The 25183-nt window shown below is 60.2% G+C and carries 22 protein-coding genes and 1 tRNA gene; 4 read left to right on the plus strand and 19 right to left on the minus strand.

Features of this window, described 5'->3' with window-relative positions:
* Window positions 1-60: 60 nt before the first annotated feature.
* Window positions 61-531: a tetratricopeptide repeat protein gene (locus AB5Y54_RS07065; RefSeq protein ID WP_201922902.1), complete on the plus strand. Its 471-nt coding sequence runs from the start codon at window positions 61-63 to the stop codon at window positions 529-531.
* A gap of 47 nt (window positions 532-578) precedes the next feature.
* Here AB5Y54_RS07065 and AB5Y54_RS07070 read toward each other — a convergent pair.
* The 5 genes from AB5Y54_RS07070 to rpsU all read right to left on the minus strand — a co-directional run bounded on the left by AB5Y54_RS07070 (window position 579) and on the right by rpsU (window position 5480).
* Window positions 579-655 (minus strand) — tRNA-Ile (locus AB5Y54_RS07070).
* Between the two features lie 194 nt (window positions 656-849).
* A complete protein-coding gene (gene rpoD / locus AB5Y54_RS07075; RefSeq protein ID WP_263639565.1) occupies window positions 850-2745 on the minus strand; it encodes an RNA polymerase sigma factor RpoD in 1896 nt (631 codons plus the stop codon).
* A gap of 183 nt (window positions 2746-2928) precedes the next feature.
* On the minus strand, window positions 2929-4716 hold the full coding sequence (gene dnaG, locus AB5Y54_RS07080) for a DNA primase (protein WP_128274399.1): 1788 nt from the start codon (window positions 4714-4716) through the stop codon (window positions 2929-2931).
* A gap of 89 nt (window positions 4717-4805) precedes the next feature.
* Entirely contained in the window at window positions 4806-5249 is a 444-nt protein-coding gene (locus tag AB5Y54_RS07085) for a GatB/YqeY domain-containing protein (protein WP_010675618.1), read from the minus strand.
* 15 nt (window positions 5250-5264) lie between these two features.
* Window positions 5265-5480: a 30S ribosomal protein S21 gene (gene rpsU / locus AB5Y54_RS07090; protein WP_005309452.1), complete on the minus strand. Its 216-nt coding sequence runs from the start codon at window positions 5478-5480 to the stop codon at window positions 5265-5267.
* Between the two features lie 179 nt (window positions 5481-5659).
* On the opposite strand from rpsU, the gene tsaD reads away from it, so the two are divergent.
* On the plus strand, window positions 5660-6673 hold the full coding sequence (gene tsaD / locus AB5Y54_RS07095; RefSeq protein WP_041213897.1) for a tRNA (adenosine(37)-N6)-threonylcarbamoyltransferase complex transferase subunit TsaD: 1014 nt from the start codon (window positions 5660-5662) through the stop codon (window positions 6671-6673).
* Between the two features lie 73 nt (window positions 6674-6746).
* Here the strand turns inward: tsaD and rpoS are convergent, their stop codons facing one another.
* From rpoS to rlmD, 14 genes are all read right to left on the minus strand, one after another.
* The gene (rpoS, locus tag AB5Y54_RS07100; RefSeq protein ID WP_010675620.1) at window positions 6747-7730 is read right to left on the minus strand and encodes an RNA polymerase sigma factor RpoS; all 984 of its coding nucleotides are present in this window, start codon (window positions 7728-7730) and stop codon (window positions 6747-6749) included.
* Between the two features lie 46 nt (window positions 7731-7776).
* The gene (locus AB5Y54_RS07105; protein ID WP_010675621.1) at window positions 7777-8847 is read right to left on the minus strand and encodes a LysM peptidoglycan-binding domain-containing protein; all 1071 of its coding nucleotides are present in this window, start codon (window positions 8845-8847) and stop codon (window positions 7777-7779) included.
* Between the two features lie 9 nt (window positions 8848-8856).
* Complete coding sequence (locus AB5Y54_RS07110; RefSeq protein ID WP_010675622.1) at window positions 8857-9438, minus strand: YqaA family protein; 582 nt, start codon at window positions 9436-9438, stop codon at window positions 8857-8859.
* Window positions 9435-10052, minus strand: coding sequence for a protein-L-isoaspartate(D-aspartate) O-methyltransferase (locus tag AB5Y54_RS07115; protein ID WP_010675623.1), 618 nt, complete (start codon window positions 10050-10052; stop codon window positions 9435-9437). The genes AB5Y54_RS07110 and AB5Y54_RS07115 overlap by 4 nt, the downstream gene beginning before the upstream one ends.
* A gap of 4 nt (window positions 10053-10056) precedes the next feature.
* The gene (gene surE / locus AB5Y54_RS07120; protein WP_104454747.1) at window positions 10057-10818 is read right to left on the minus strand and encodes a 5'/3'-nucleotidase SurE; all 762 of its coding nucleotides are present in this window, start codon (window positions 10816-10818) and stop codon (window positions 10057-10059) included.
* A complete protein-coding gene (truD, locus tag AB5Y54_RS07125; RefSeq protein ID WP_104456007.1) occupies window positions 10799-11857 on the minus strand; it encodes a tRNA pseudouridine(13) synthase TruD in 1059 nt (352 codons plus the stop codon). Before truD ends, surE begins: the two co-directional genes overlap by 20 nt.
* Window positions 11857-12333: a 2-C-methyl-D-erythritol 2,4-cyclodiphosphate synthase gene (gene ispF, locus AB5Y54_RS07130; RefSeq protein WP_010675626.1), complete on the minus strand. Its 477-nt coding sequence runs from the start codon at window positions 12331-12333 to the stop codon at window positions 11857-11859. Before ispF ends, truD begins: the two co-directional genes overlap by 1 nt.
* A 58-nt stretch (window positions 12334-12391) precedes the next feature.
* Window positions 12392-13123, minus strand: a complete 732-nt coding sequence (gene ispD, locus AB5Y54_RS07135) for a 2-C-methyl-D-erythritol 4-phosphate cytidylyltransferase (RefSeq protein WP_010675627.1) — start codon at window positions 13121-13123, stop codon at window positions 12392-12394.
* A complete protein-coding gene (gene ftsB / locus AB5Y54_RS07140) occupies window positions 13116-13433 on the minus strand; it encodes a cell division protein FtsB (RefSeq protein ID WP_010675628.1) in 318 nt (105 codons plus the stop codon). Before ftsB ends, ispD begins: the two co-directional genes overlap by 8 nt.
* A 177-nt stretch (window positions 13434-13610) precedes the next feature.
* Window positions 13611-14912, minus strand: coding sequence for a phosphopyruvate hydratase (gene eno / locus AB5Y54_RS07145; protein WP_043154803.1), 1302 nt, complete (start codon window positions 14910-14912; stop codon window positions 13611-13613).
* An 89-nt stretch (window positions 14913-15001) separates the two neighbouring features.
* Window positions 15002-16639, minus strand: coding sequence for a glutamine hydrolyzing CTP synthase (pyrG, locus tag AB5Y54_RS07150; protein ID WP_039041042.1), 1638 nt, complete (start codon window positions 16637-16639; stop codon window positions 15002-15004).
* 141 nt (window positions 16640-16780) lie between these two features.
* Window positions 16781-17578: a nucleoside triphosphate pyrophosphohydrolase gene (gene mazG, locus AB5Y54_RS07155; protein ID WP_201996496.1), complete on the minus strand. Its 798-nt coding sequence runs from the start codon at window positions 17576-17578 to the stop codon at window positions 16781-16783.
* A 171-nt stretch (window positions 17579-17749) separates the two neighbouring features.
* Window positions 17750-19960 carry a GTP diphosphokinase gene (relA, locus tag AB5Y54_RS07160; RefSeq protein ID WP_010675631.1) on the minus strand — a complete coding sequence of 737 codons (2211 nt, stop codon included), beginning with the start codon at window positions 19958-19960 and terminating at the stop codon, window positions 17750-17752.
* A gap of 349 nt (window positions 19961-20309) precedes the next feature.
* Entirely contained in the window at window positions 20310-21632 is a 1323-nt protein-coding gene (rlmD, locus tag AB5Y54_RS07165; RefSeq protein WP_201933188.1) for a 23S rRNA (uracil(1939)-C(5))-methyltransferase RlmD, read from the minus strand.
* A 269-nt stretch (window positions 21633-21901) separates the two neighbouring features.
* Between rlmD and barA the strand changes: the two genes are divergently transcribed.
* Together barA and AB5Y54_RS07175 are read left to right on the plus strand one after the other, a co-directional pair.
* Window positions 21902-24622, plus strand: a complete 2721-nt coding sequence (barA, locus tag AB5Y54_RS07170; protein WP_041211665.1) for a two-component sensor histidine kinase BarA — start codon at window positions 21902-21904, stop codon at window positions 24620-24622.
* A 64-nt stretch (window positions 24623-24686) separates the two neighbouring features.
* Window positions 24687-25172, plus strand: coding sequence for a DUF1456 family protein (locus AB5Y54_RS07175; protein ID WP_368153406.1), 486 nt, complete (start codon window positions 24687-24689; stop codon window positions 25170-25172).
* Window positions 25173-25183: the final 11 nt, after the last annotated feature.

Here is a 25183-nt window from a genome sequence, read left to right on the forward strand (position 1 = left end):
CCGTTCCCCGCCAGCCTGTCGGCAGGCATACTGCTCCTTCATCCCCATGCAGGAGCGCATATGAAACAGTTGAACACCCTCAAGGCAGAGGGACGGATCGAGGAAGCCCGTCAGCACGGTCTGCTTCAACTCATCGAGCCCCCAACCCACGCCGAGCTGCATTACGAAGTGGCCGGACTGCACGACATGCTGGGGCGAGAGGCCCAGGCCATTCCCCTCTATCAGAAGGCCGTGTCGCTGGGGCTTGGCGAGTCGTCGCTGCGCGGAGCCCTGCTTGGACTTGGCAGCTCCTATCGCACCACGGGCCGCCATGCCGAGGCGCTGGCCACCTTTGACGAGGCCCTGTCCCGCTTCCCCGATGCCGTGGAGTTCAAGGTGTTTCGTGCCATGACCTGCTACAACCTGGGGCGCAGCAAGGAGGGGATGGAGACGCTGCTGGGGATCCTCGCGACCACCACCACGGATCCCGCCCTATTCCCCTACCGGCACGCCATGGCGCTCTATGCCGAGGATCTGGACAAACGCTGGTGAACGCCAGAAACGACAAAGCCGCTCAAAAGAGCGGCTTTTTCTGAAAATGGTGGCCCCTGGGGGACTTGAACCCACGACCAATCGATTATGAGTCGACTGCTCTGACCAACTGAGCTAAGGGGCCATTGATGCTGGTTAGCGGCGTGGATTATAGGGGATGGCGGATACCCCGTCCATAGTCAGATCAACCACTTGGCGAGATTTCATCCATATTCAAGCGGTTCCATGACCCCTCTTCACGCCTATGCCACCACGGATAAAACAAAGCCCCGCATGGCGGGGCTTTTTGTTGCAATGTCAGACTGACAGAACCCGGGACTACTCGTCCAGGAAGCTGCGCAGCACTTCCGAGCGGCTCGGATGGCGCAGCTTGCGCAGGGCTTTGGCTTCGATCTGACGGATACGCTCACGGGTGACGTCGAACTGCTTGCCCACTTCCTCGAGGGTGTGGTCGGTGTTCATGTCGATACCGAAACGCATGCGCAGTACCTTGGCTTCCCGTGCGGTCAGCCCGGCCAGCACTTCGCGGGTCGCGTTGCGCAGGCTCTCGCTGGTGGCCGCATCCGCTGGCAGAGCCAGGGTGGTATCTTCGATGAAGTCGCCCAAGTGGGAATCTTCATCATCACCGATGGGCGTCTCCATGGAGATGGGTTCCTTGGCGATTTTCAGTACCTTGCGGATCTTGTCTTCCGGCATGCCCATGCGCATGGCCAGCTCTTCCGGGTTCGGTTCACGACCCATCTCCTGCAGCATCTGGCGGGAGATACGGTTGAGCTTGTTGATGGTCTCGATCATGTGCACCGGGATACGGATGGTACGGGCCTGATCCGCGATGGAGCGGGTAATGGCCTGACGGATCCACCAGGTGGCATAGGTCGAGAACTTGTAGCCGCGACGATATTCGAACTTGTCGACCGCCTTCATCAGACCGATGTTGCCCTCCTGGATCAGATCCAGGAACTGCAGACCGCGGTTGGTATACTTCTTGGCGATGGAGATAACCAGACGCAAGTTGGCCTCAACCATCTCTTTCTTCGCACGGCGGGCTTTGGCCTCACCAATGCTCATGCGGCGGTTGATATCCTTGATCTGGGCAATCGACAGACCGGTCTCTTCTTCGATCTGCTGCAGCTTGCCGATGGAACGCAGTACTTCTTCGTCCATCTCGAGCAGGCGGGGAGACCACGCCTTGCCGGCCTGCTTCTGGTATTCGAACCAGGCAGTTTCGCACTCGTTGTTGGTGAAGGCCGCGACGAAGGTCTTCTTCGGCATCTTGGCCTGCTCAACGCAGAGCTTCATGATGATGCGTTCCTGCACGCGGACACGCTCCATCATCTCCCGCATGTTGTTGACCAGGCGATCGAACTGCTTGGGCATCAGGCGGAATTGACGGAAGACATCGGCCAGCTGGGCGATGGCATTCTGGGTGTCGTCGTGGGCACGGCCATTCTGCTGAATGGAGAGACGAGTCACCTCGTACTGGGCACGCAGTTCACCGAATTTCTCGCGAGCGACTTCCGGATCCGGGCCACCATCGCCGTCATCGTCGGAGTTGTCACCGTCTTCGTCTTCGTCCTCATCTTCGTCTTCGTCTTCGTCGGCGAGGTCGTCCTCGCTGAGCTCGGAGCCGATATGAGTGGCGGTCGGTGCCACGTCATCCACTTCGTTCGGATCGATGAAGCCGGAGATGATGTCGGACAGGCGAAGCTGCTCGGCTTCGTACTTGTCGTACTGTTCGAGCAGGTAAGTGATGGCTTCAGGGTACTCGGCGACGGAGCTTTGTACCTGGTTGATACCGTCTTCAATCCGCTTGGCGATGTCGATCTCGCCTTCGCGGGTCAGCAGTTCGACGGTACCCATTTCCCGCATGTACATGCGGACGGGATCGGTCGTGCGACCAATCTCAGATTCAACAGATGCCAGAGCCTGGGCCGCTGCTTCGGCAGCGTCCTCATCGGCGGTACCACCTTCAGCCATGATAAGGTCATCGGCATCCGGAGCGTTTTCAACCACTTGAATGCCCATATCGTTGATCATCTGGATGATGTCTTCGATCTGGTCTGAATCGACAATGTCTTGCGGGAGGTGATCGTTCACCTCGGCATAGGTCAGGTAGCCCTGTTCTTTACCTTTGGCAACGAGGAGTTTAAGCTGAGACTGCGGGGTTTGCTCCATAGAACTCATCCGGTTGGTGTTGCTAGGTTGCGCGTACAGTGCGCTGCTGCGCAAATAGCCAATTCTAATAGAAAACCGCCAGACATGCTATGTCTGGTTGCGGCGTCGGTCATGAGAAACCCCTGCCCGCAGTGTTGTCGGGGCCAGGTGGTTATAAAGTGTTTGCTTTCAATCCCGTCGATTCGGGCAACGCTATTCATATTGGGACTGCTCACTCAAATATCAAGCCCCACTCTCATTTCTTTTCTCAATCTGCACCTCTCTGATCAGCATCATCAGCTCCTGAGTTTCCTCAGAGCTTAGCCCTTCCTGCGCCACCTTGGCCTGCAATTCTTCGATCCGTTGCTTCAGGAAAAGGTTGATGAAACCGACAAAAGTATCCTGCAATTCTCCCAGAATATCGGGCTCCTGATCGAGCTTTACCTCTTCAAACAGGTCATGCATCGCCAGTTGGGCAAGTATTTCTCCCTCTTTTGTGCCACGCCAATGCTCCAGCAGGATACCCGTTGTCACTCCCGGCTGGATCAGGATCTGCTGGTGCAGTTGCAGCAGGAAAGGGATCCCCTGCAGGCGCAGCCCGGCCAACTCGGGCATGGCCGGCAGCTCGGCGGTGATCGCCGGATACTGCACCATCAGGGCCAGAGCCCTGCGGATCGGCGTCAGTTTGGTCGCCTTGGGTTTGTTGGCTTCCGCCTTGGGCTGGCTGTTGCGGGCAAACAGCTCGGCAATCCGCTGCTTGTTTTCTCCCCAGCGCATCATGCTGGAGAGTCGGGTAATCAACCCCTCGCGAGTGAAACCTTCCGGTACCCGACGAATCAGCTCAGCGGCCTTGTTGGCCACTTCAAACTTGCCTGCCTCACCGGAAAGAGCCGCATCGCGCCCGAGGCGTTCAAACATGAAATCCGCAAACGACTGGGCCTTGTCGAGCAGCGCTTCGAACCCCTCCTTGCCGATCTGGCGTACCAGCGAGTCAGGATCCTCGCCATCCGGCAAAAAGACGAACTTGAGTTCACGGCCATCCTGCAGGTGGGAGAGCGCGTTATCCAGCGCCCGCCAGGCCGCTTCCCGACCGGCGTTGTCGCCGTCGTAGCAACAGACCACCTCTGCCGTGGTACGGAACAGGGTGTGGATGTGATCGCTGGTGGTCGCAGTCCCCAGTGCCGCCACCGCATAGTCGATGTCGTACTGGCCGAGCGCCACCACATCCATATAGCCTTCCACCACCAGGATCCGGCGCGGATCCTTGTGTGCCTGCTTGACCTCATAAAGACCGAACAGCTCTCGCCCCTTGTGGAAGATGGGGGTTTCGGGGGAGTTCAAGTACTTGGGCGTGCCATCGCCCAGCACTCGGCCACCGAAGCCGATGACCCGGCCGCGTTTGTCCCGGATCGGAAACATGATGCGATCGCGGAAACGATCGTAGCTGCCCGGGCCGCTGTCACGGGGGATCAGCATACCGCCCGAAATCAGCAGTTGTTCGTGATCCCGACTGGCGCCAAAGCGGCGACGCACCTGATCCCAGTCCCCAGGGGCATAACCGATGTTGAAGCGCTTGACCACCTCGCCAGTCAGGCCCCGGCCTTTCAGATACTCCACCGCCTGAGGCGCGTTCTTGAGATTGCTCTCGTAGAAGCGCGCAATCTGGTTCATCAGCTCGAACAGATCCTTGCTGACGGCTGGTTGGCTATGGCTTGATCCACCCGCCGTTTGCTCACGGGGGACCTGCATACCGTGCAGGCTTGCCAGCTCTTCGATGGCATCGGGGAATTCCAGGCCGTCGTACTCCATGACAAAGCCGATGGCATTGCCGTGGGCACCACAACCGAAACAGTGATAGAACTGCTTCTCCTGGCTGACGGTAAAGGAGGGGCTTTTTTCGTTATGAAAAGGGCAGCAAGCCTGGTAGTTCTTACCGGCTTTCTTCAACCGCACACGGGAGTCGATCAACTCGACTATGTCCGTGCGTACGAGCAGATCATCGATAAAGGATTGCGGGATCCTGCCAGCCATAACCGTCCTGTTTCATTGCATAGGAAATAAAAAAGCCGCGCATTCCAATGGGAAGCACGGCTTCTTCGACCAAACAAGAGAGTTGCCTGTTACGCCAAGCGGGTTTTCACCTGAGCACTGACGGCGCCGACATCGGCACGCCCCTGAATTTTTGGCTTCAAGACAGCCATGACTTTACCCATGTCAGCCATGACGGCAGCACCACTTTCAGTGATGGCTTGCTCGATCAGGGCGGCAATTTCGTCTGCGGTCAGCTGTTGTGGCAGGAACTCCTGCAGCACAACGATCTCGGCGGACTCTTTGTCGGCGAGATCCTGGCGACCGGCAGCTTCAAACTGGCTGATGGAATCGCGACGCTGTTTGACCATTTTGGTCACGACGGCGAGGATCTCTTCATCATTGAGCTCGACACGGGTATCGACTTCACGCTGCTTGATTTCTGCCATCAACAAGCGGATAGCACCCAACCGAGGCTTGTCTTTGGCAAGCATGGCGAGCTTTTGCTGATCCTTGAGTTGATCCTTCAGAGACACGGCATGATCCCTTGATTAGTACAGGCGGATACGACGTGCGTTTTCGCGGGACAGCTTCTTGGCGTGACGCTTGACAGCGGACGCTTTGGCGCGCTTGCGAATGGTAGTCGGCTTCTCGTAGAACTCACGGCTACGAACTTCGGACAGGATACCGGCCTTTTCGCAAGAACGCTTGAAGCGACGCAGAGCAACGTCAAACGGCTCATTTTCACGGACTTTGATTACTGGCATGTGCCTTTCACCTCAGTGATAAATTGTTAGCTGACCTTCAATCGATCAGCATGTCTTAAAATGGTGCGAAATTATACTCTGGACAGGGAATGAAAGTAAACCCGCAGAGATCGCTCTGGTTTAAAAAACCCGCGAAGGTTACCATAGCCGTCTCATTTTAGCAGTGAAATTTTTTAGCAATGCGTGTATTGGGCATAGAGACATCCTGTGACGAAACCGGGATCGCGATCTTCGATGATCAAAAAGGGATCCTTTCCCACCAGTTGTACAGCCAGGTCAAGCTGCATGCGGACTACGGCGGCGTCGTTCCCGAGCTCGCCAGCCGGGACCATGTACGCAAGACGATCCCCTTGATCCAGGCCGCCTTGAAAGAGGCTGGACTTGGCAAGGATGACATCGATGGCATCGCCTATACCGCGGGGCCAGGTCTGGTTGGTGCCATCCTGGTCGGGGCGACCATAGGCCGCTCGCTGGCCATGGCATGGGACAAGCCGGCCATCGCCGTGCACCACATGGAAGGCCACCTGCTGGCCCCCATGCTGGAAGAGAAGGCCCCCGAGTTCCCCTTCGTGGCGCTCTTGGTTTCCGGCGGCCACTCCATGCTGGTCCGGGTCGACGGTATCGGCAGCTATCAGCTGCTGGGCGAATCGATCGACGATGCCGCCGGTGAGGCGTTCGACAAGACCGCCAAGCTGATGGGTCTGGACTACCCCGGTGGTCCGCTGCTCTCCCGGCTGGCAGAAAAGGGCACCACTGGACGCTTTACCTTCCCGCGTCCCATGACCGACCGTCCCGGGCTCGACATGAGCTTCTCCGGCCTCAAGACCTTTGCCGCCAATACCATCGCCGCCAACGGCGATGATGAGCAGACCCGTGCCGACATCGCCCGGGCGTTTGAGGATGCGGTGGTCGACACCCTGGCCATCAAGTGCCGTCGTGCCCTGAAAGAGACCGGTCTCAATCGTCTGGTCGTGGCAGGCGGCGTCAGCGCCAACCGTCATCTGCGCGCCCAGCTGGCCGAGCTGATGGAGAGCCTCAAAGGTGAAGTCTTCTACCCGCGCACCGAATACTGCACCGACAACGGCGCCATGATCGCCTATGCCGGCATGCAACGCCTGAAGGCGGGAGTCTTCGAACCCCTCGTCGTCAAGGCCGTGCCGCGCTGGCCGCTGGATACCCTGGATCCGGTGTGATCCGGAAGATCCACGACAAAAAGAAAGGGGCCTGCGGCCCCTTTTTCATCTTGATGACGGTATTCATACCCGTTTAGTTGGTGCGGAACAGCGCCTCAATGGACAGCCCCTGCCCCAGCAGAATTTCCCGCAGACGGCGCAACCCTTCCACCTGGATCTGGCGCACCCGCTCGCGGGTCAAACCAATCTCGGCGCCCACGTCTTCCAGGGTGGCCGGTTCATAGCCGAGCAGACCGAAACGGCGGGCCAGCACTTCGCGCTGCTTGGGATTCAGCTCCTCCAGCCAGTGCACTATGCTGCTGCGCATGTCATCTTCCTGGGACTCCAGCTCGGGCCCCATTCCGCGCTCGTCGGAAAGCACATCCAGCAACGCCTTGTCGCGATCGCCACCAATGGGAGTATCCACCGAGGTGATCTTCTCGTTGAGCTTGAGCATGCGATTCACATCGTCCACAGAGCGATCCAGTGCAGAGGCGATATCCTCGGCAGTCGGCTCATGGTCGAGACGATGGGAAAGCTCGCGCGCAGTGCGCAGATAGACGTTCAGCTCCTTGACCACATGAATGGGCAGACGAATGGTACGGGTCTGGTTCATGATGGCCCGCTCTATGGTCTGGCGGATCCACCAGGTGGCATAGGTGGAGAAACGGAAGCCTCGCTCGGGGTCAAACTTCTCGACCGCGCGAATAAGACCGAGGTTGCCCTCTTCGATGAGATCCAGCAGCACCAGGCCGCGGTTGTTGTAGCGTCGGGCAATCTTGACCACCAGGCGCAGGTTGGATTCAATCATGCGCTTGCGCGCCGCTTTGTCGCCACGCAGGGCACGGCGGGCGTAGTAGACTTCCTCTTCGGCCGTGAGCAAGGGGGAGAAGCCTATCTCTCCCAGATAGAGCTGGGTGGCGTCCATTACCTTGTTCAGCTCTGGCGCCATCAGTTCATCGGAAATGGTCTCTTCGGCTTCGGCCGCCACTTCCTGAACCTCTTCTTCCTCCTGAACCTCCAGCTCCTCGTCGAACTCTAACTCTGCATCCTGCATTACCAGTTGTTCTTGGCTCATGATATCTCTCCCTGACCTACACCAGAGTAAGACTCAGCTCTCTGAGTTAACGCTTTGGCAAATAGCCCATCGGGTTGATCGACTTGCCTTTGTACCGGATTTCAAAGTGCAAGCGCACATCCGGCGCATCCGTGCTACCCATATTGGCGATAACCGCCCCGCCCTTCACGGTGTCTCCCTCCTTGACCCTCAACTCATCGTTGTGAGCGTAGGCGGAGAGGTAGTCATCGTTGTGCTTGAGAATTATCAGCTTGCCATAACCTCGCAGTGCACTGCCCGCATAGACCACTTTGCCGCTGCTCGCAGCGTAAATGGGTTGGCCCTTCTGGCCGGAAATGTCGATGCCCTTGTTGCCTTGTTCCGCAACGGAGAAGCCTTCAACGATCCGCCCTTTGGTCGGCCAATGCCAGGAGAGTGTTGACGAGGAACTGACGGTTTTTTGTTCTTTCGCCTGAGCGTATGCTGTTGACGAGGCAGGAGCAATCGTTTTCTGAGCAATAAATGGTGTGGTCGTACCTGCCGGAGCCGTGGCCAGGGGTTTGGGCCCCGTGCTGGTCACCACCGGTGTGGTTGCTGCCACCATCTGACCACCCGAGGAACCCGCGCCCCCCACATTGAGCACCTGACCCACGTGCAATGCATAAGGAGCCTGGAGGTTGTTGCGCTGGGCCAAGGCCTGGTTGGAAAGACCGAACTGGCGACCGATGCTGCTCAATGTATCGCCACGGCGCACCTCGTAACTGCCAGACCCCGTCACGCTGCCACGACTGACAGGGCTGCCGACGGTTGCCACCGCCATGGGGGCGGAAGCGCCATCGAGCCTGAGCTGCTGGCCGGGATAAATGTTATAGGGGGGAGTGATGCCATTGATGCTGATAAGCGAAGCCACATCCATGCCAGAACGAAATGCAATGGAGTAGAGAGTGTCTCCTTTGACCACGGTGTACCCGTTGCCTGCAATGCCGGGCTTGGTCATACCTTGACGCACGGGGATGGTCGAAGCGACCTGATCATTGCCCAGGCTGTGCACCGGAGCCGCAGTCTTGCTGGAGGAACAGGCAAGCAGCAGCCATGACAACACGACGACACCGCTACCTTGCCAAACACGCGAACACATAGTGGATCCTTAACGACTAAACCAGAAATAGGCCGCAACGGCCAAACCAATACAGAGCCAGCCCAGCACATCCACATAGTGCATCAGCTTGCGCTCCATCTTCTCGCCGCCCCAGCGCATCAGACCTGCAACCAGGAAGAAGCGCATGCCACGACCGATCAGCGAGGTCAGGATGAAAGGCAACAGTGCCATGTGGAGCAAGCCAGCCGTGACGGTAAACACCTTGTAGGGGATCGGCGTGAAGCTGGCAATAAAAATAACCCAGATGCCCCACTGCGCGAACCACTGCTCGGCCAGGGCAATCTTGTCCTCATAGCCAACCGAGGTCACCAGCGGCTGCACCACTGGCTCCCACAGGGCATAGCCGAGCAGATAACCAAACAGGGCGCCCAGCACCGAAAAGAGGGTGGCCAGCGCGGCATAGTGCCAGGCGCGATGAGGTTTGCCGAGCGCCATGGGCGCCAGCATCACATCCACCGGAATGGGCCAGAAGATGGATTCAATAAAGGCGGTGATGGCCAGATACCAGGGGGCATACTTGTGGCGTGCCCACTGCATCACCAGAACATAAAGGCGGGAAAACAACTTCACTCGACATCTCCGTCAATCAGGGGAACGAAACGTACCGGCTCCAGGATCCGGCTGGTGAGCTGGGAGCCCGATCGCTCGATGAGCTGCAGGGTCTGCTGGCCATCACCCACCGGCAACACCAGACGACCACCGTCAGCCAGCTGATCGGTCAGGGCCTTGGGGACCTCACTGGCCGCCGCCGTCACCAGAATGGCGTCGAAAGGGCCCTTGTTGGGCCAACCTAGCCACCCATTGCCGTGCTTGGCCGACACATTGTGCAGATCGAGCTGGCGCAATCTGCGCCGGGCCTGAAACTGCAGCGACTTGATCCGCTCCATGGTGTAGACATGCTCCACCAGGTGGGCCAGTACCGCCGTCTGGTAGCCCGATCCCGTCCCGATCTCCAGCACATGGGCCGGATCGTTCTGGATCAGCAGCTCGGTCATGCGCGCCACGATGTAAGGCTGGGAGATGGTCTGCCCATGGCCGATGGGCAGGGCAGTATTGTCCCAGGCCTTGTGGGCCATGGCCTCATCCACGAACAGCTGGCGCGGCACCTTCGCAATCGCCGCCAATACGCGGAAATCGCGGACATCCTGGGCAATCAGTTGATTCAACAGGCGCTGTACTATCACAACGTCATCCCTGCAGATCCAGCCACGCGCCCAGGGTCGACAGACTGCCGTAGGCCGTCATGTCGATGGTCAGGGGAGTGATGGAGACATAACCCTGCTCGATGGCGGCAAAGTCCGTTCCCTCTCCTGCATCCTGCTGGTTGCCGGGGGGGCCAATCCAGTAGACGGGCTGACCACGGGGATCCTCGGTGCGGATCACCGACTCCGCCCGGTGGCGATTGCCAAGACGCGTCACCCTGATCCCCTTGATCTGCTCGAGCGGCAGGTCCGGCACATTCACGTTGAGGATCTGATCCGCAGGCAACGGATGCACCATCAGCCCCCGCACCAGCTTGGCGGCGTAGTGGGCCGCACTGGCGAAATGAGTCTTGCCCACCAGCGATACGGCGATGGAGGGGAAACCAAGATGACGCCCTTCCGTCGCGGCCGCCACCGTCCCCGAGTAGATGACGTCATCCCCCAGGTTGGCCCCGTGATTGATACCGGCCACCACCATGTCGGGCTCAGGGCGCAGCAGTTCGTTGACCGCCAGATGAACGCAGTCGGTCGGCGTCCCCTTGACCGCATAACTCTTGATGCCGTGAAAACTGGACGCATCGAGGCGGGTGACCCGCAGCGGCACTTCCAGCGTCAGGGAGTGGCTGGCACCGCTGCGGTTGCGATCCGGTGCCACCACCACGACCTCGCCACAGGCACGCAACGCCTCGCTGAGGGCGCGAATGCCCTCGGCGTGTACCCCATCGTCATTACTGACCAGAATTCGCATCGGTTGAGTTCCTGAAACCGTGATCGGCCTCTTCGGCCTGCATTAACTCTCGTACCACGCTGGTGGCAAAGGCGCCGGCAGGCAGGAAGAACGACAGGGTCAGCACCTCGTCCTCCCGTTGCCAGCTCATCTGCTCCGGCTTGAGCAGCAGCGGGCGCCTGTCCTGATCCAGCCCGGCCTTCTCCAGTCCTTCGCACCAGTCACCATAAGGAGCCAGCACTCCTTGCTCGAACTCGGCAGCCGCGCCCTGGCTCGCCAGACGGCCACGGCCCCACTGGGGAGCGGTCAGCTGCACGTCTCCGGAGGCAAGGCGCGCCTCGAGCTCGGGCGTCACGCTCTCTTCACTGAAGATGGAGTGGCTGCCCTTGAGCATCACGCAGTCGCCTGCCAGCAGCTGATGGGCCAGTCCCTGCTCGATGCGGGCGCTGACGATGGCATTGAACAGCATGCTGCGGGCGGCGGACAGATAGAGGGAGCGCTTGTTGCGATCCTTGATCCGTTTGCCGGCGAACATCGCCTTGGCGGCCTCCAGGTTGTTGCCACCGCGGCCGAAACGCTGCTCGCCGTAGTAGTTGGGCACCCCCTGGGTTGCAATCGCCTGCAGACGGGATTCCAGCCCGTCGGCCTGCTCCAGCCCGGTGAGGCGCAGGGTGAAGTGGTTGCCCTTGAGATAGCCGACCCGCAGCTTCTTGTTGTGGCGCTTCACCTCAAGGATCCGGATGTTGTCGTTCTCGATGACCGAGAGATCCGGTTCGCCCTTGCCCGGCAGATGGATGCCGAACCACTGTTCGGTCACCGCATGGCGATCTTTCAGACCAGCCCAGGTCACCGCATTGCGGGCAACCCCGGCCGCATCGGCCAGCAGGCCAGCCACCCAGGCGGTATTCTCGCCGGTTTTGCGTACCCGGACGAAGATGTGTTCCCCCTCGCCACAAGGTGCAAACCCGAGATCTTCATTGACCACGAAGTCGGCGGCCTCGGCCTTGAGTATGCCGCGAGCACTGGGCGTCCCGTGCAGATAGGCAAGTTGTTCAAGCATCATTGTTTCACCAGCAAGACGACGGCTTCGGTGGCGATCCCTTCCTTGCGCCCCGTGAATCCGAGTTGTTCGGTGGTGGTCGCCTTGACGTTCACCCGGTTCAAATCACATTGCAGATCTGCGGCCAGCACGGCGCACATGGCGTCGATATGGGGGGCCATCTTGGGGGCCTGGGCGATGATGGTCACATCCAGGTTGCCGATGGCATAACCTGCGAGCTGCACGCGGGCAAAGACATCCCGCAGCAGGATGCGGCTGTCGATGCCCTTGAATTCGGCGGCGGTATCGGGGAAGTGGCGGCCGATGTCGCCAGCGCCGATGGCCCCCAGCAGGGCATCGCTCACCGCATGCAGCACCACGTCACCATCGGAGTGGGCCAGCAGGCCCTGTTCATAGGGCACCGCCACCCCGCCCAGCATGCAGGGACCGACCCCGCCAAACTTGTGAACATCAAAACCATGTCCGATCCGCATCATGCCTGCGCCCTCCTCAATACACGGAAATCTGTCTCATCAAAACCATGTCCGGTGCGGATCATGCCTGCTCCTCTGGGGATGAATCGGGTCGTGCCGACCGGCACGCACGTTGTTGCTGTAAATAGAGCCCGGCCAGGGAGAGATCTTCCGGCCGGGTCACCTTGATGTTATCGGCCCGCCCTTCCACCATGCGCACGGGGAAACCGGCGCGTTCCATGGCGGAGGCTTCATCGGTGATGGCAGCGCCGAGCGCCAGCCCCTCCTCCAGCGCCCGCTTGAGGGGGCGGACTAAAAACATCTGGGGCGTCAGGGCATGCCAGAGCTGCTCGCGATCCACGGTGGCGAGGATATTGCCGGCCGCATCGGTGCGCTTCATGGTATCGCGCACCCGGCTGCCGAGGATGGCACCGCCAGAGGCCATGGCGGCAGCAATGAGCGCATCGAGATCCTCGTGGGTCAGACAGGGCCGGGCGGCGTCATGCACCAGTGCCCACTCCCCTTCTGCCATGTGCAACGCATTGAGCACGGAGAAGGCGCGCTCGCTTCCCCCTTCCACTCGCAGCACCCGCGGATCGGTTGCCACGGTCAGCGTCTCAAACCAGCGGTCGTGGGGCGCCAGCGCCACGATCACACGGGCGATGGCGGGATGGGAGAGCAGACGCTCCAGGGTGTGCTCCAGAATGCATTTCCCTGCCAGGGACAGGTACTGCTTGGGGCAACTGGCCCCCATGCGACTACCAATACCGGCAGCCGGGACGATGGCGGTCAGGCCGCTCAGGCTATCAGTCATCGTAGGGGGCACCATCAGGCTCCGTCACCTGATCCTTTTCTTTGGGAATGATTCGGTAGAAGGTCTCGCCCTGCTTGATGTAGCCAAGATCGTTGCGCGACAACTCCTCGATGGCCTCAAGGCCAGAGGTAAGATCGTCGATTTCGCGGTAAATCAGACTGTTGCGATCCTTGAGTACCAGGTTGTCCTGTTGCTGCCGCTCGATGGCGGTGGAGAGTTCCCGATAGTCGGAGAGGCCGTTTTTCCCCAGCCAGAGGTCATATTGCAGCCCTCCCAACAGGAGGAGCAGGATAAGAGTGAGTAGCCGCATGCACTGAGTCTCCTTCAAGCGGCCTAGTTTCCCATATTCGCAGGCAAGACAAAAGAAAGCCTGTGTGCCGGATGGGTTGGTCGGAATAAAAAATGCAGTTCGCACACGCCCATAAGCGCAGAACGAAAAAGCCCCGCCAGATGGCGGGGCTTTGTGAAGCATGAGCGCAGGCGAAAATTAAGCCTGGTTCTTCACTTCTTTCAGACCACGGAACGGAGCCTTGGCACCCAGGGCTTCTTCGATACGGATCAGCTGGTTGTACTTGGCAACACGGTCAGAACGGCTCATGGAACCGGTCTTGATCTGGCCAGCAGCGGTACCCACAGCCAGGTCGGCGATGGTCGCGTCTTCGGTCTCACCGGAGCGGTGGGAGATGACGGCAGTGTAGCCAGCGTCTTTGGCCATCTTGATGGCAGCCAGAGTTTCGGTCAGGGAACCGATCTGGTTGAACTTGATCAGGATGGAGTTGGCGATGCCGTTGTCGATACCGCGCTTCAGGATCTTGGTGTTGGTTACGAACAGGTCGTCACCCACGATCTGGATTTTCTTGCCCAGTTCGGCGGTCTGGTAGGCGAAGCCTTCCCAGTCGGACTCGTCCAGGCCATCTTCGATGGAGACGATCGGGAACTTGGTGGTCAGGTCAGCCAGGAAGTCGGAGAAACCGTTGGAGGTGAAGATACGACCTTCGCCCTTCAGGTTGTACTCTTTCTTCTCTGCGTCGTAGAACTCGGACGCAGCGCAGTCCATGGCCAGGGTGATGTCGGTGCCCAGTTTGTAACCGGCAGCGGCAACGGCTTCAGCGATCACTTCCAGCGCTTCGGCGTTGGATTTCAGGTTCGGAGCGAAACCACCTTCGTCACCGACGGCAGTGTTGTAGCCCTTGGACTTCAGCACTTTGGCCAGGTTGTGGAACACTTCTGCGCCCATGCGAACGGCTTCTTTCAGGGTCTTGGCGCCAACCGGCTGGATCATGAACTCCTGGATGTCGACGTTGTTGTCGGCGTGCTCACCACCGTTGATGATGTTCATCATGGGCAGCGGCATGGAGTAGACGCCCGGGGTGCCATTCAGCTCGGCGATGTGGGCGTACAGCGGCATGCCTTTGGCAGCAGCGGCAGCTTTGGCGTTGGCCAGGGAAACAGCCAGGATGGCGTTGGCGCCGAACTTGGATTTGTTCTCGGTACCGTCGAGGTCGATCATGATCTGGTCGACAGTGGCCTGGTCCTTGGCATCTTTACCCAGCAGAGCCTGAGCGATCGGGCCGTTGACGGCTTCGATGGCTTTCAGCACGCCTTTACCCAGGAAACGGCTCTTGTCGCCGTCACGCAGTTCCAGCGCTTCGCGGGAACCGGTGGACGCGCCAGACGGAGCGGCTGCCATACCAACAAAACCACCTTCCAGGTGAACTTCGGCCTCAACGGTCGGGTTACCACGGGAGTCGATGATTTCACGACCGATCACTTTAACGATCTTGGACATGTGTATTTCCTCAGGTTTCGTAAAAAAACAACAAAAATATGCCAAAAAAAGCGGCTGTGGCACAGAGCCCCAACCGCATTTATTTTCAATTACTTCAAATTACGCTTCTGATACTCGCCCGCCGCCTTCACAAAACCGGCGAACAGGGCGTGGCCATCACGGGGAGTCGAGGTGAACTCCGGGTGGAACTGCGCGGCCACGAACCAGGGGTGATCCGGGATCTCGATGATTTCCACCAGCTTCTTGTCGGCGGAGAGACCGGTCACCTTCAGACCTGCCGCTTCAATCTGCGGCAGCAGCTTGTTGTTCACTTCATAACGGTGACGGTGGCGCTCGTAAATGGTCGGGCTGCCGTACATCTGACGCACCTTGGAATCTTCCACCAGGTGGCAGAGCTGGGAGCCAAGACGCATGGTACCGCCCAGATCGGACTTCTCGGTCCGGGTCTCGACGTTGCCTTCGTCATCCACCCACTCGGTGATGAGACCGACCACGGGGTACGGGCTGTCTTTCTTGAACTCGGAGGAGTGGGCCCCTTCCATGCCCGCCACGTTGCGGGCGTATTCGATCAAAGCGACCTGCATGCCCAGGCAGATACCGAGGTACGGGATCTTGTTCTCGCGGGCATATTTGGCGGCCAGGATCTTGCCTTCCACGCCGCGTTCGCCGAAGCCGCCCGGTACCAGGATCGCATCCAGACCTTCCAGCAGCTCGGCACCACGGGTCTCGATGTCCTGGGAGTCGATGTACTTGATGTTGACGGAGAGACGGGTCTTCAGGCCACCGTGCTTGAGCGCTTCGTTGACGGACTTGTAGGCGTCCGGCAGGGAGACATACTTGCCCACCATGCCGATGGTGACTTCGGCAGTCGGGTTGGCCTCTTCATAGATGACCTGTTCCCACTCGGCCAGGTCGGCTTCTTTGCACTCGATGCCGAAGCGCTCGGTGATGTAGCCGTCCAGCCCCTGGGATTTCAGCAGCGCCGGGATCTTGTAGATGGAGTCGACATCCTTCATGGAGATGACGGCGCGCTCGGGCACGTTGCAGAACAGGGCGATCTTGGCGCGCTCGTTGGCCGGAATGGCGCGGTCGGAGCGGCAGATCAGCACATCCGGCTGGATACCGATGGAGAGCAGCTCCTTCACGGAGTGCTGGGTCGGCTTGGTCTTCACCTCGCCGGCGGCGGCCAGGTAAGGAACCAGGGTCAGGTGCATGAACATGGCATTGTTGCGACCCACAATGGCCGCCAGCTGACGAATGGCTTCAAGGAACGGAAGGGACTCGATGTCGCCCACGGTACCGCCCACTTCGACGATGGCAACCTGATGGCCTTCGGCACCGGCAATCACCCGCTCCTTGATGGCGTTGGTGATGTGCGGGATCACCTGGATGGTGGCGCCCAGATAGTCACCACGACGCTCCTTGCGCAGCACGTCTGCATAGATGCGGCCGGTGGTGAAGTTGTTGCGGCGGGTCATCTTGGTGCGGATGAAACGCTCGTAGTGGCCCAAATCCAGATCGGTTTCGGCCCCGTCCTCGGTTACGAACACTTCACCATGCTGGGTCGGGCTCATGGTGCCCGGATCCACGTTGATGTACGGGTCCAGTTTCATGATGGTCACATCCAGACCACGGGCTTCCAGAATGGCTGCCAGAGAAGCTGCGGCAATGCCTTTGCCGAGGGATGAAACAACGCCACCAGTCACAAAAATATATTTGGTCGTCATGCTGAACCTGAAAGAAGTTTAGGGAATTTTAAGGGGTGCTTCGGGGATGAAGCAGGACGGGGAAACAGTATACCAAAACCCCCACTCCCAAACAATGAACAAAAATCTATCAGGCTCCCCGCCGCCTCGTCTTGCGCCAAATCAACTTTGCTCGGTTTCCTTGGCCTTGTTCCAGGCCTCGTCCAGCTTCTCCAGGGAGCAATCCGTCATTTTCAGACCTTCTGCGGAAATAAAGTATTCAACCTGACGAAAACGACGCTCAAACTTGGTGTTGGCAGCCCTCAGCACCTGCTCGGGATCCTTGCCCAGATGGCGCACCAGGTTGACGGTGGCGAACAAGAGATCACCGAGCTCGTCGCTCACCCGCCCCTCGTCCACATCCGCCATCAACGCCTCTTCTATCACCTCCTCGATCTCCTCGTGGATCTTGTCCACCACGGGCCCCAGGGTCTTCCAGTCAAAACCGACGGTGGCGCAGCGCTTCTGGATCTTGGCTGCCCGGGTCAGGGCAGGCAGGGAGAGGGGGATATCGTCCAGCACGCTCTCCTTGTCGAGCGCCGCACGCTCTTTCGCCTTTTCCGCCTCCCAGTTCGCTTTGACCGCCTTCTCGTCACCGAGATCGACATCGGAGAAAACATGGGGGTGGCGGCGAATGAGCTTCTCGCTCACGGTATCGACGATGTCGGCAAAGTCGAACAACCCCTGCTCCTTGCCGAGCTGGGCATAGAACACGACCTGGAACAGCAGATCACCGAGTTCCCCCTTCAGCCCTTGCCAATCTTCGCTCTCGATGGCATCCGCCACCTCGTAGGCCTCCTCCAGGGTGTGCGGCACTATGGTCTGGAAGCTCTGCTTGAGATCCCAGGGACAGCCCCCGTTCGGGTCACGCAATCTGGCCATGATGTCGAGCAGTTGGGGAAGGTCGTAGCGTTGGGACATGGGCAACTCACTTTCGATTCGGTAAATGGGGTTCATGAATATCCGCTCACGCCACTGTTCCACATGATGTGGCGCCATGGCGGACGGAGATGGGGCGCGTGATATCCGTCTTCAATGCTCTACAAGGAGGGAGAAAATGCAGACCGGCCACTGGGGCCGGTCGGTTGAGCATTACAGCCGCTTGGCGCTGATCACGTCGTTGAGCTGACTGAGCTTGGCCAACGCCCGGTTGAAGGCGTTGATGTTGTAAATCTCCAGCTCCATGTCTATTTCGGCGGTCTGCTCGCGCACGTTGGAGCGCGAACGCACTCCCATCACGTTGATCTTCTCGTTGGCGAGCACGGTGGTGATGTCGCGCAGCAGACCGGATCTGTCGTTGGAGAGAATGCGGATGGTGAGACCGTAACCGCCGGAGTAGTTCTCCCCCCAGACCGCATCGATCAGGCGCTCCGGGTTGCGACGCGACAGCTCCTTGAGCTGCTCGCAATCTTCCCGGTGGATGGAAACCCCCCGTCCCATGGTGATGAAGCCCTGGATGGCGTCCCCCGGGATGGGCTGGCAGCAGCGGGCGATGTGAGTCATCAGGTTGCCCACCCCTTCCACTACTATGTGATCCTTGGGTTTGGGGCGGAAGGGCACATTGGCCTTCTGCTCCAGCTTCTCCAGCAGACGGCGATCTTCTTCTTCCGCCGTCGGCTTGTTGTAGCGGGTGTCCAGATAATTGAGCAGCTGGTTGATGCGGATGTCGCCGCTGCCGATACCGGCCAGCAAATCTTCCAGCTCCTCCGCATGGAAGCGCTCCAGCACCACCTTGTCCACCTTGGAGAGGGTGAGGTTGTGTCTGTCCAGCTCTTTCTCCAGCAGCTCCTTGCCAGCGGCGATGTTCTTGTCCCGGTCCAGCTTTCTGAACCAGGTGGCCACTTTGGCCCGCGCCCGGCTGGAGCGCAGGAAGCCGGCGTTCGGGTTCATCCAGTCGCGGCTCGGGTTCGGCTCCTTCTGGGTGATCACCTCCACCTGATCACCGGTTTGCAGCGTATAGGTGAAGGGCACGATGCGACCGTCGATCTTGGTGCCGATGCAGCGGTGACCGATCATGCTGTGCACGTGATAGGCGAAGTCGAGCGGCGTCGCCCCTGCCGGCAGGTCGATGACATCGCCCTTGGGAGTGAAGACATAAACCCTGTCCTCGAACACCTGACTGCGCAGATCGTCCAGCAAGGAGCCGCTCTCCGAGAGATCCTCCTGCCAGGCGAGGAGTTTGCGCAGCCATTCGATCTTGTCTTCGAAGGTGCTGGTCTTGGCAGCGGCCTGTGCCCCTTCCTTGTAGCGCCAGTGCGCAGCCACACCGAGCTCCGCATCCTGATGCATCTGCTCGGTACGGATCTGGATCTCCACCGTCTTGCCCTCCTCCCCCACCACCACAGTGTGGATGGACTGGTAGCCATTGGGCTTGGGGTTGGCGACATAGTCGTCAAATTCGCGGGGAATATGGTGGAAATGGGTGTGAACGATACCGAGCGCCGCGTAGCAATCCTGCAGCCGCTTGGTGATCACCCGCACCGCGCGCACATCGAACAGCTCGTTGAATTCGAGGTGCTTCTTCTGCATCTTGCGCCAGATGCTGTAGATGTGTTTCGGTCGGCCATAGACCTCGGCCTCGACGCCGGCCTCGGCCAGGGCATCGCGCAGAGACTGCACGAATTCACGGATGTAGCGCTCGCGGTCGAGCCGTTTCTCGTCCAGTTGCTTGGCGATCTGCTTGTAGGTGTCCGGGTGCAGGTAGCGGAAGGCGAGATCCTCGAGCTCCCACTTGAGCTGACCGATACCGAGGCGGTTCGCAAGGGGGGCATAGATGTTGGTGATCTCCTGGGCCATCAGCACCCGGGTCTCCTCATCCGCTTTCTTCGCCTCACGCAGGCAGGCGATGCGCTCCGCCAGCTTGATGACCACGGCGCGCACGTCCTCGACCATGGCGAGCAGCATGCGGCGCACGTTGTCCACCTGCTCCGGCGAGGTTTCGCTGCGGTGAAGGGTTTGCAGGGAGCGAATGGCCTCCATCTCCAGCACCCCTTCCACCAGCTTGGCGATCTTGGGGCCGAAGTCCTCGTTCACCTTTTCCTGGCTGATGAGACCGGCTTCGACGAAGGGATAGAGAATGGCGGCCTTGAGGGTGGCGAGATCCATGCTGAGCATCAGCAGGATGCCCACCATCTCGACCCCGCGCACCAGCAGGCGGTTGGTGAGCGCTTCGTCACCCAGGGTCAGGCAATACTGGTAGACGGTTCGCAGCTGATTCTTGTCACTTTCACTCAGGGTAAGGGAACTGACCCACTCATCCAGAGTGAAATTGTCTTTCAAATGAATATCGCGCACCGCAACCATGGTATCAATCCTTAAAAGTGTGGGGTCGAAAGCCGATGCTCTCCTCATCCCCTCATCAACTGATGACTGCCTCAAATGGGGATGCATGAAAGAGTTTTCAAGGCATGTCACCGCGCAAGGTGACAGGGCTCTTCCCCGCATCCGATCCACTATCGACGACCTAGATTACCCTAATCACTCCCGCTCAAACAGCGCTGCCGCCGCTGGAAAACCAAGATAACCGCATGCTGCCCTGCCCGTTGAAGGCAGCGAAAAACACCTGTTTTACCTCACTCTGGCAGCATCATGCACATCGAAAAATCATCACGACCGCATCTTGATTCATCCAGAATAATGCGGTCGCCTCGACTCAGCCCCGTTCGAACAGCGCCATGGACTCCAGATGACCGGTGTGGGGGAACATGTCCAGCATCCCCAGACGGGTCAGCTTGTAGCCCCCCTGCACCAGCACCTGGCTGTCACGGGCCAGGGTGACCGGGTTACAGGAAACATAGACCACCCGTTTGGGGGAAAGTGCCACCACGTGGCTCATCACCTCCAGCGCCCCGGGTCTGGCCGGATCCAGCAGTACCAGATCGAACCCTTCCCGGGCCCAGGACATGCCCACGATGTCACCGCTCAAGTCCGCCTTGTAGAAGCGGGCGTTGTCGATGCCGTTGCGGCGGGCATTCTCCTGTGCACGCGTCACCATGGCGAGCTCCCCTTCCACCCCCACCACTTCGCGGGCCTGACGGGCCAGCGGCAGGGTGAAGTTGCCGATGCCGCAGAAGAGGTCCAGCACCTTGTCATCCTTGCCTGCGTCGAGCCAGCTCAATGCCTGCTCCACCATGCGCTGGTTGACGGGCCCGTTGACCTGGATGAAGTCGCCGGGAGCGAATGCAAGAGACAGGCCATCCAGCGTGTAACTTGGCTGAGACTGTTGACGCAGAGGTTCGATCTGCTCGTCCGCCGCCTGCAGATAGAGGTCTATCCCCTGGGCGGTGGCAAACTCAGTCAAGTGCGCCCGATCCGCCTCGGTGGGGCGACCGGTGTGGCGCAGCAGCATCAGCATGCCCTGCTCCCCCTGAATGAGTTCCGCATGGCCCAGTTCGCGCTGGCTCTTCAGCCGGTTGAGGCATTCGCGCAGAGGGGCGATAAGAGCAGAGAGGGGCTCGGCCAGCACAGGACAGCCAGCAATCTCTACCAGATCGTTCGACTGGCGACGACGAAAGCCCACCCGGGTGCAGCGACCGTTCTTGTCAAACTTGATGGCCAGACGGCAGACCCGGCGGTAGGCGCGGGACTCCCCCGTCAGCGCAGGTGCCAGCGCCGGCGCCTGGATGTTGCCAAGGCGCTCGAACAGGCTGACCAGTCCCGCCTCCTTGGCCGCCAGTTGATCTCCCTCTCCCAGGTGCTGGGCACTGCAACCGCCACACTCGCGATAGTGGTCGCAGAAGGGGGCGACCCGGTTGGCCGCCGGGGTCACCACCTGTTGCAAGGCAGCGTGGGCATAGTGCTTCTTGTCGTCGATGATGCGGGCCTTGATGGCCTCGCCGGGCAGCGCCCCTTCGACGAAGATGGCCTTGCCCTGATGACGGCCGACGCCGACACAGTGGTGATCCAGACTGTCTACCGTAAATTCAATACGTTGGGGCTGGGTGGATTTCTTTTGGGGCTTGAAAAACTGGGCCATAAAACTTGGTGCCTATAGGTGGCTATGTCATGATTGTGGAATCTGCGGCAGACCATTGTCCCACAAGAATAATCGTATGACCAAATACGGCCTGAGGGCCCCAGCCGCGGCATCCGCCCCATCGTCCATTCTGACCAAAAGTGGCCCATTGATATGACCGGATACGGCCTGAGACCCCGTACAGCGACAATGACTGTATTGCCTGCCCGACCCCGGTGCCTGCATGCGCCCCGGGTCATGGCTTCTCTTGCGAAAGGCGGGTCGGCGGCATGACCAAGTACGGTCTCAGGGCCCGGGTGCTGGCCTTCACCATCTTGCCGACCCTCATCATTGGCGGCCTCATCGCCGGCTATTTCACCTTCCACCGCTATCAGCAGCTGGAAAACAACCTCATCGATCAGGGCATCAACATCATCGAGCCCCTGGCCATCGCCAGCGAATACGGCATGACACAGCACAGCCGCGAATCCCTCAAGCGGCTGATCGGGCTCACCCATCGCAAGAACTCGCCCTTCATCAAGTCCATCGCCGTCTTCACCCAGGAGAACCAGCTGTTCGTGACGTCCAACTACCACAGGGACTTCAGCCAGCTTCGTCTGCCGGACGGCAGCGTCATCCCGGCCCTGACCAGCGTCTCCGTCAACGGCGATGACATCATACTGCGCACCCCCATCCAGGCAGAGACCAGCCTGGACGGCTTCCCGCTGCCAAGCGATCTGGAGCCGCCGGTCATCGGCTACATCTCCATGCAGCTCGCCACGGACAGGGCCATCGTCCTGCAGTACCGCGACGCCTTCTTCGCGGTCATCATCGTGCTCATCGGGCTGGCCATCAGCGCCCTGTTCGGCTTCCGTCTGGTCAAGAGCGTGACCCAGCCCATCACCGACATGGTGCAGGCGGTGCACCGGATCAGGGAGGGGCGGCTCGATACCCGGGTCAGCGGCCAGCTCACCGGCGAGCTGGACATGCTCAAGAACGGCATCAACGCCATGGCCAAGGCGCTCTCCGAATATCACGAGGAGATGCAGCAGAACATCGATCAGGCGACGTCGGATCTGCGGGAGACCCTCGAGCAGATCGAGATCCAGAACGTCGAGCTCGACATGGCGAAGAAGCGCGCCCAGGAGGCGGCCAGGGTCAAGTCCGAGTTCCTCGCCAACATGTCCCACGAGCTGCGCACCCCGCTCAACGGGGTCATCGGCTTCACCCGCCAGCTGCTCAAGACCAGCCTGACCCCGAGCCAGACCGACTACATGCAGACCATCGAGAAGTCGGCGCGCAACCTCCTTGGGATCATCAACGACATCCTCGACTTCTCCAAGCTGGAGGCGGGCAAGCTGCAGCTCGAGCACATCCCCTTCAGCCTGCGGGACACCCTCAACGAGACCATGCACCTGCTGGGGCCGAGCGCCCACGACAAGCAGCTCGAACTCTCCCTCCAGGTGGATGCCGCCGTGCCGGACTACCTCACCGGCGACCCCATGCGCCTGCAGCAGGTGCTCACCAACCTCACCGGCAACGCCATCAAGTTCACCGAGCGCGGCAACGTGGACGTGCGTGTCGAGCAGACCGGGGAATCCAGCGGCAACAAGGTGCGCCTGCGGGTGCTGATTCGCGATACCGGCATCGGCATCTCGGAAGAGCAGCAGCGCCAGTTGTTCCAGGCCTTCAACCAGGCAGACTCCTCCATCTCCCGCCGCTATGGGGGCACCGGGCTCGGGCTCGTCATCACCCAGAAGCTGGTGCAGCAGATGGGGGGCCAGATCCGCTTCGAATCCGAACTCGGCAAGGGGTCGGTCTTCTCGTTCCACCTCGATCTGGATGTCTCGCCCCTGCCCCAGAGCGAGCGGCTTCCGCTGGATCGCATCCAGGGCAAGCGGGTCTGGCTGCTGGAGCCGGATCCCTTCACTCACGCCTCCCTGCTCGCCCTGCTGGGAGAGTGGCACCTGGATGTGCACTCCCTGACGGTGGACGAGGAGTGGCCCCCGATGAGCAGCCAGGACATGGTGCTCATCGGCAGCAGCACCCTGCACAGCCCGCAGCAGGTGATTGCCCGTCTCGACGGACTGGACGGCCAGCAGAACACCATAGTGCTGCTCAGCAGCCACGAGCCGGCCCTCTACGACGCCATGCTGGCCCACGGCGCCGTCCACTGCCTCTCCAAGCCCATCAACCATCGCAAGTTGCTGCACGCCCTGCTCTCCCCCGAGGCGGTACGCCGTGCCCCCCTGCCCGCGCCGACGCCGCGCAGCGTGCAGGCGGTCAAGGTGCTGGCGGTGGATGACAACGCCGCCAACCTCAAGCTCATCGCCGCCATGCTCAAGGAGATGGTGACCGAGGTAGTGGTGTGCAAGAACGGCAAGGAGGCGGTCAACCTGGCCCAGAGCCAGCCGTTCGACATCATCTTCATGGATATCCAGATGCCCGTCATGGACGGCATCAGCGCCACCCAGGCGATCCGCCACCACTCCCTCAACACCGAGACCCCCATCGTCGCGGTCACCGCCCATGCCATTCCCGGTGAGCGGGAGCGCCTCATTCGCCAGGGCATGGACGACTACCTGGCCAAACCCATCGACGAGGGGATGCTGGCGCAGCTCATCACCGACTTCGCCCACCGACGGCACCAGAATCACGGGGATCAGCAGATAGACTGGCCCCTCGCCGTGCGTCAGGCCGCCGGCAAGCCAGCCCTCGCCCGGGAGATGCTGACCATGTTGCTGGCCAGCTTCGACGAGGTGGAGCCCATCCTGGCGGCGGCGCTGGAAGGGAGTGCCGAGGATGCAGACGTGCTGGCCCAGCTCCACCGCCTCAACGGTGGCTGCGCCTACTCCGGGGTGCCGGGTCTGCAACGCCTGCTCTCCCAGCTCGAGCAGCAGCTGCGCGACGGGGTCGCCGTGAGCGATCTGGAGCCCGAATTGCTGGAGCTGCAGGATGCCCTGGAGCAGGTGAGGCAAGAGGCCCCCCGCTACCTGGCCCTGACCGACTGAGGCGCTTTTTCTGACTGGACAGGCGGCAGGTGGTAACATCTGCGCCGTTTCCACAGGAGTCAACATGACCAACAACGATATTCTGCGCCGCCTGCGCTATGCCCTCAGCATCAGCAACGACCAGATGGTCGAGATCTTTGCCAAGGGCAATCTGGCCATCACCCATGCCCAGTTGCACGGCTGGCTGATGAAAGAGGCCGAAGAGGGCGAGGCACAGGAAGCGGGCTTCGCCGCCTGCCCGGACTCGGCACTGAGCCAGTTCCTCGACGGCTTCATCGCCCTGCGCCGCGGTGTGCGGGAAGATGCCCCGCCCCAGGTGATCCCGAACCGGATCAACAACAACCTGATCCTGCGCAAGCTGCGCATCGGCCTCAACTACAAGGAAGAGGAGATGCTGGGCACCCTCAAGCTCGCGAACTTCAACCTCTCCAAGTCCGAGCTGAGTGCCCTGTTCCGCGCCAGGGATCACAAGCACTATCAGGATTGCGGGGATCAGATCCTGCGCAACTTCCTGATTGGCCTCACCGCCAAATACAAGCCCGGGCCCTGATGACCGCCTCC

The organism is Aeromonas sp. s9 (assembly GCF_040907765.1).
GTDB lineage: Bacteria > Pseudomonadota > Gammaproteobacteria > Enterobacterales > Aeromonadaceae > Aeromonas > Aeromonas caviae.

Bases quoted from the DNA above. Each gene is read 5' to 3' on its own strand.
- ispF (WP_010675626.1), bottom strand. From the start codon at position 12,333: ATGATGCGGATCGGACATGGTTTTGATGTTCACAAGTTTGGCGGGGTC.
- pyrG (WP_039041042.1), bottom strand. From the start codon at position 16,639: ATGACGACCAAATATATTTTTGTGACTGGTGGCGTTGTTTCATCCCTC.
- rpoS (WP_010675620.1), bottom strand. From the start codon at position 7,730: ATGAGCCAAGAACAACTGGTAATGCAGGATGCAGAGTTAGAGTTCGAC.
- relA (WP_010675631.1), bottom strand. From the start codon at position 19,960: ATGGTTGCGGTGCGCGATATTCATTTGAAAGACAATTTCACTCTGGAT.
- eno (WP_043154803.1), bottom strand. From the start codon at position 14,912: ATGTCCAAGATCGTTAAAGTGATCGGTCGTGAAATCATCGACTCCCGT.
- AB5Y54_RS07065 (WP_201922902.1), top strand. From the start codon at position 61: ATGAAACAGTTGAACACCCTCAAGGCAGAGGGACGGATCGAGGAAGCC.
- rpsU (WP_005309452.1), bottom strand. From the start codon at position 5,480: ATGCCAGTAATCAAAGTCCGTGAAAATGAGCCGTTTGACGTTGCTCTG.
- rlmD (WP_201933188.1), bottom strand. From the start codon at position 21,632: ATGGCCCAGTTTTTCAAGCCCCAAAAGAAATCCACCCAGCCCCAACGT.
- AB5Y54_RS07105 (WP_010675621.1), bottom strand. From the start codon at position 8,847: ATGTGTTCGCGTGTTTGGCAAGGTAGCGGTGTCGTCGTGTTGTCATGG.
- AB5Y54_RS07175 (WP_368153406.1), top strand. From the start codon at position 24,687: ATGACCAACAACGATATTCTGCGCCGCCTGCGCTATGCCCTCAGCATC.
- mazG (WP_201996496.1), bottom strand. From the start codon at position 17,578: ATGTCCCAACGCTACGACCTTCCCCAACTGCTCGACATCATGGCCAGA.
- truD (WP_104456007.1), bottom strand. From the start codon at position 11,857: ATGCTTGAACAACTTGCCTATCTGCACGGGACGCCCAGTGCTCGCGGC.
- ispD (WP_010675627.1), bottom strand. From the start codon at position 13,123: ATGACTGATAGCCTGAGCGGCCTGACCGCCATCGTCCCGGCTGCCGGT.
- dnaG (WP_128274399.1), bottom strand. From the start codon at position 4,716: ATGGCTGGCAGGATCCCGCAATCCTTTATCGATGATCTGCTCGTACGC.
- tsaD (WP_041213897.1), top strand. From the start codon at position 5,660: ATGCGTGTATTGGGCATAGAGACATCCTGTGACGAAACCGGGATCGCG.
- surE (WP_104454747.1), bottom strand. From the start codon at position 10,818: ATGCGAATTCTGGTCAGTAATGACGATGGGGTACACGCCGAGGGCATT.
- ftsB (WP_010675628.1), bottom strand. From the start codon at position 13,433: ATGCGGCTACTCACTCTTATCCTGCTCCTCCTGTTGGGAGGGCTGCAA.
- barA (WP_041211665.1), top strand. From the start codon at position 21,902: ATGACCAAGTACGGTCTCAGGGCCCGGGTGCTGGCCTTCACCATCTTG.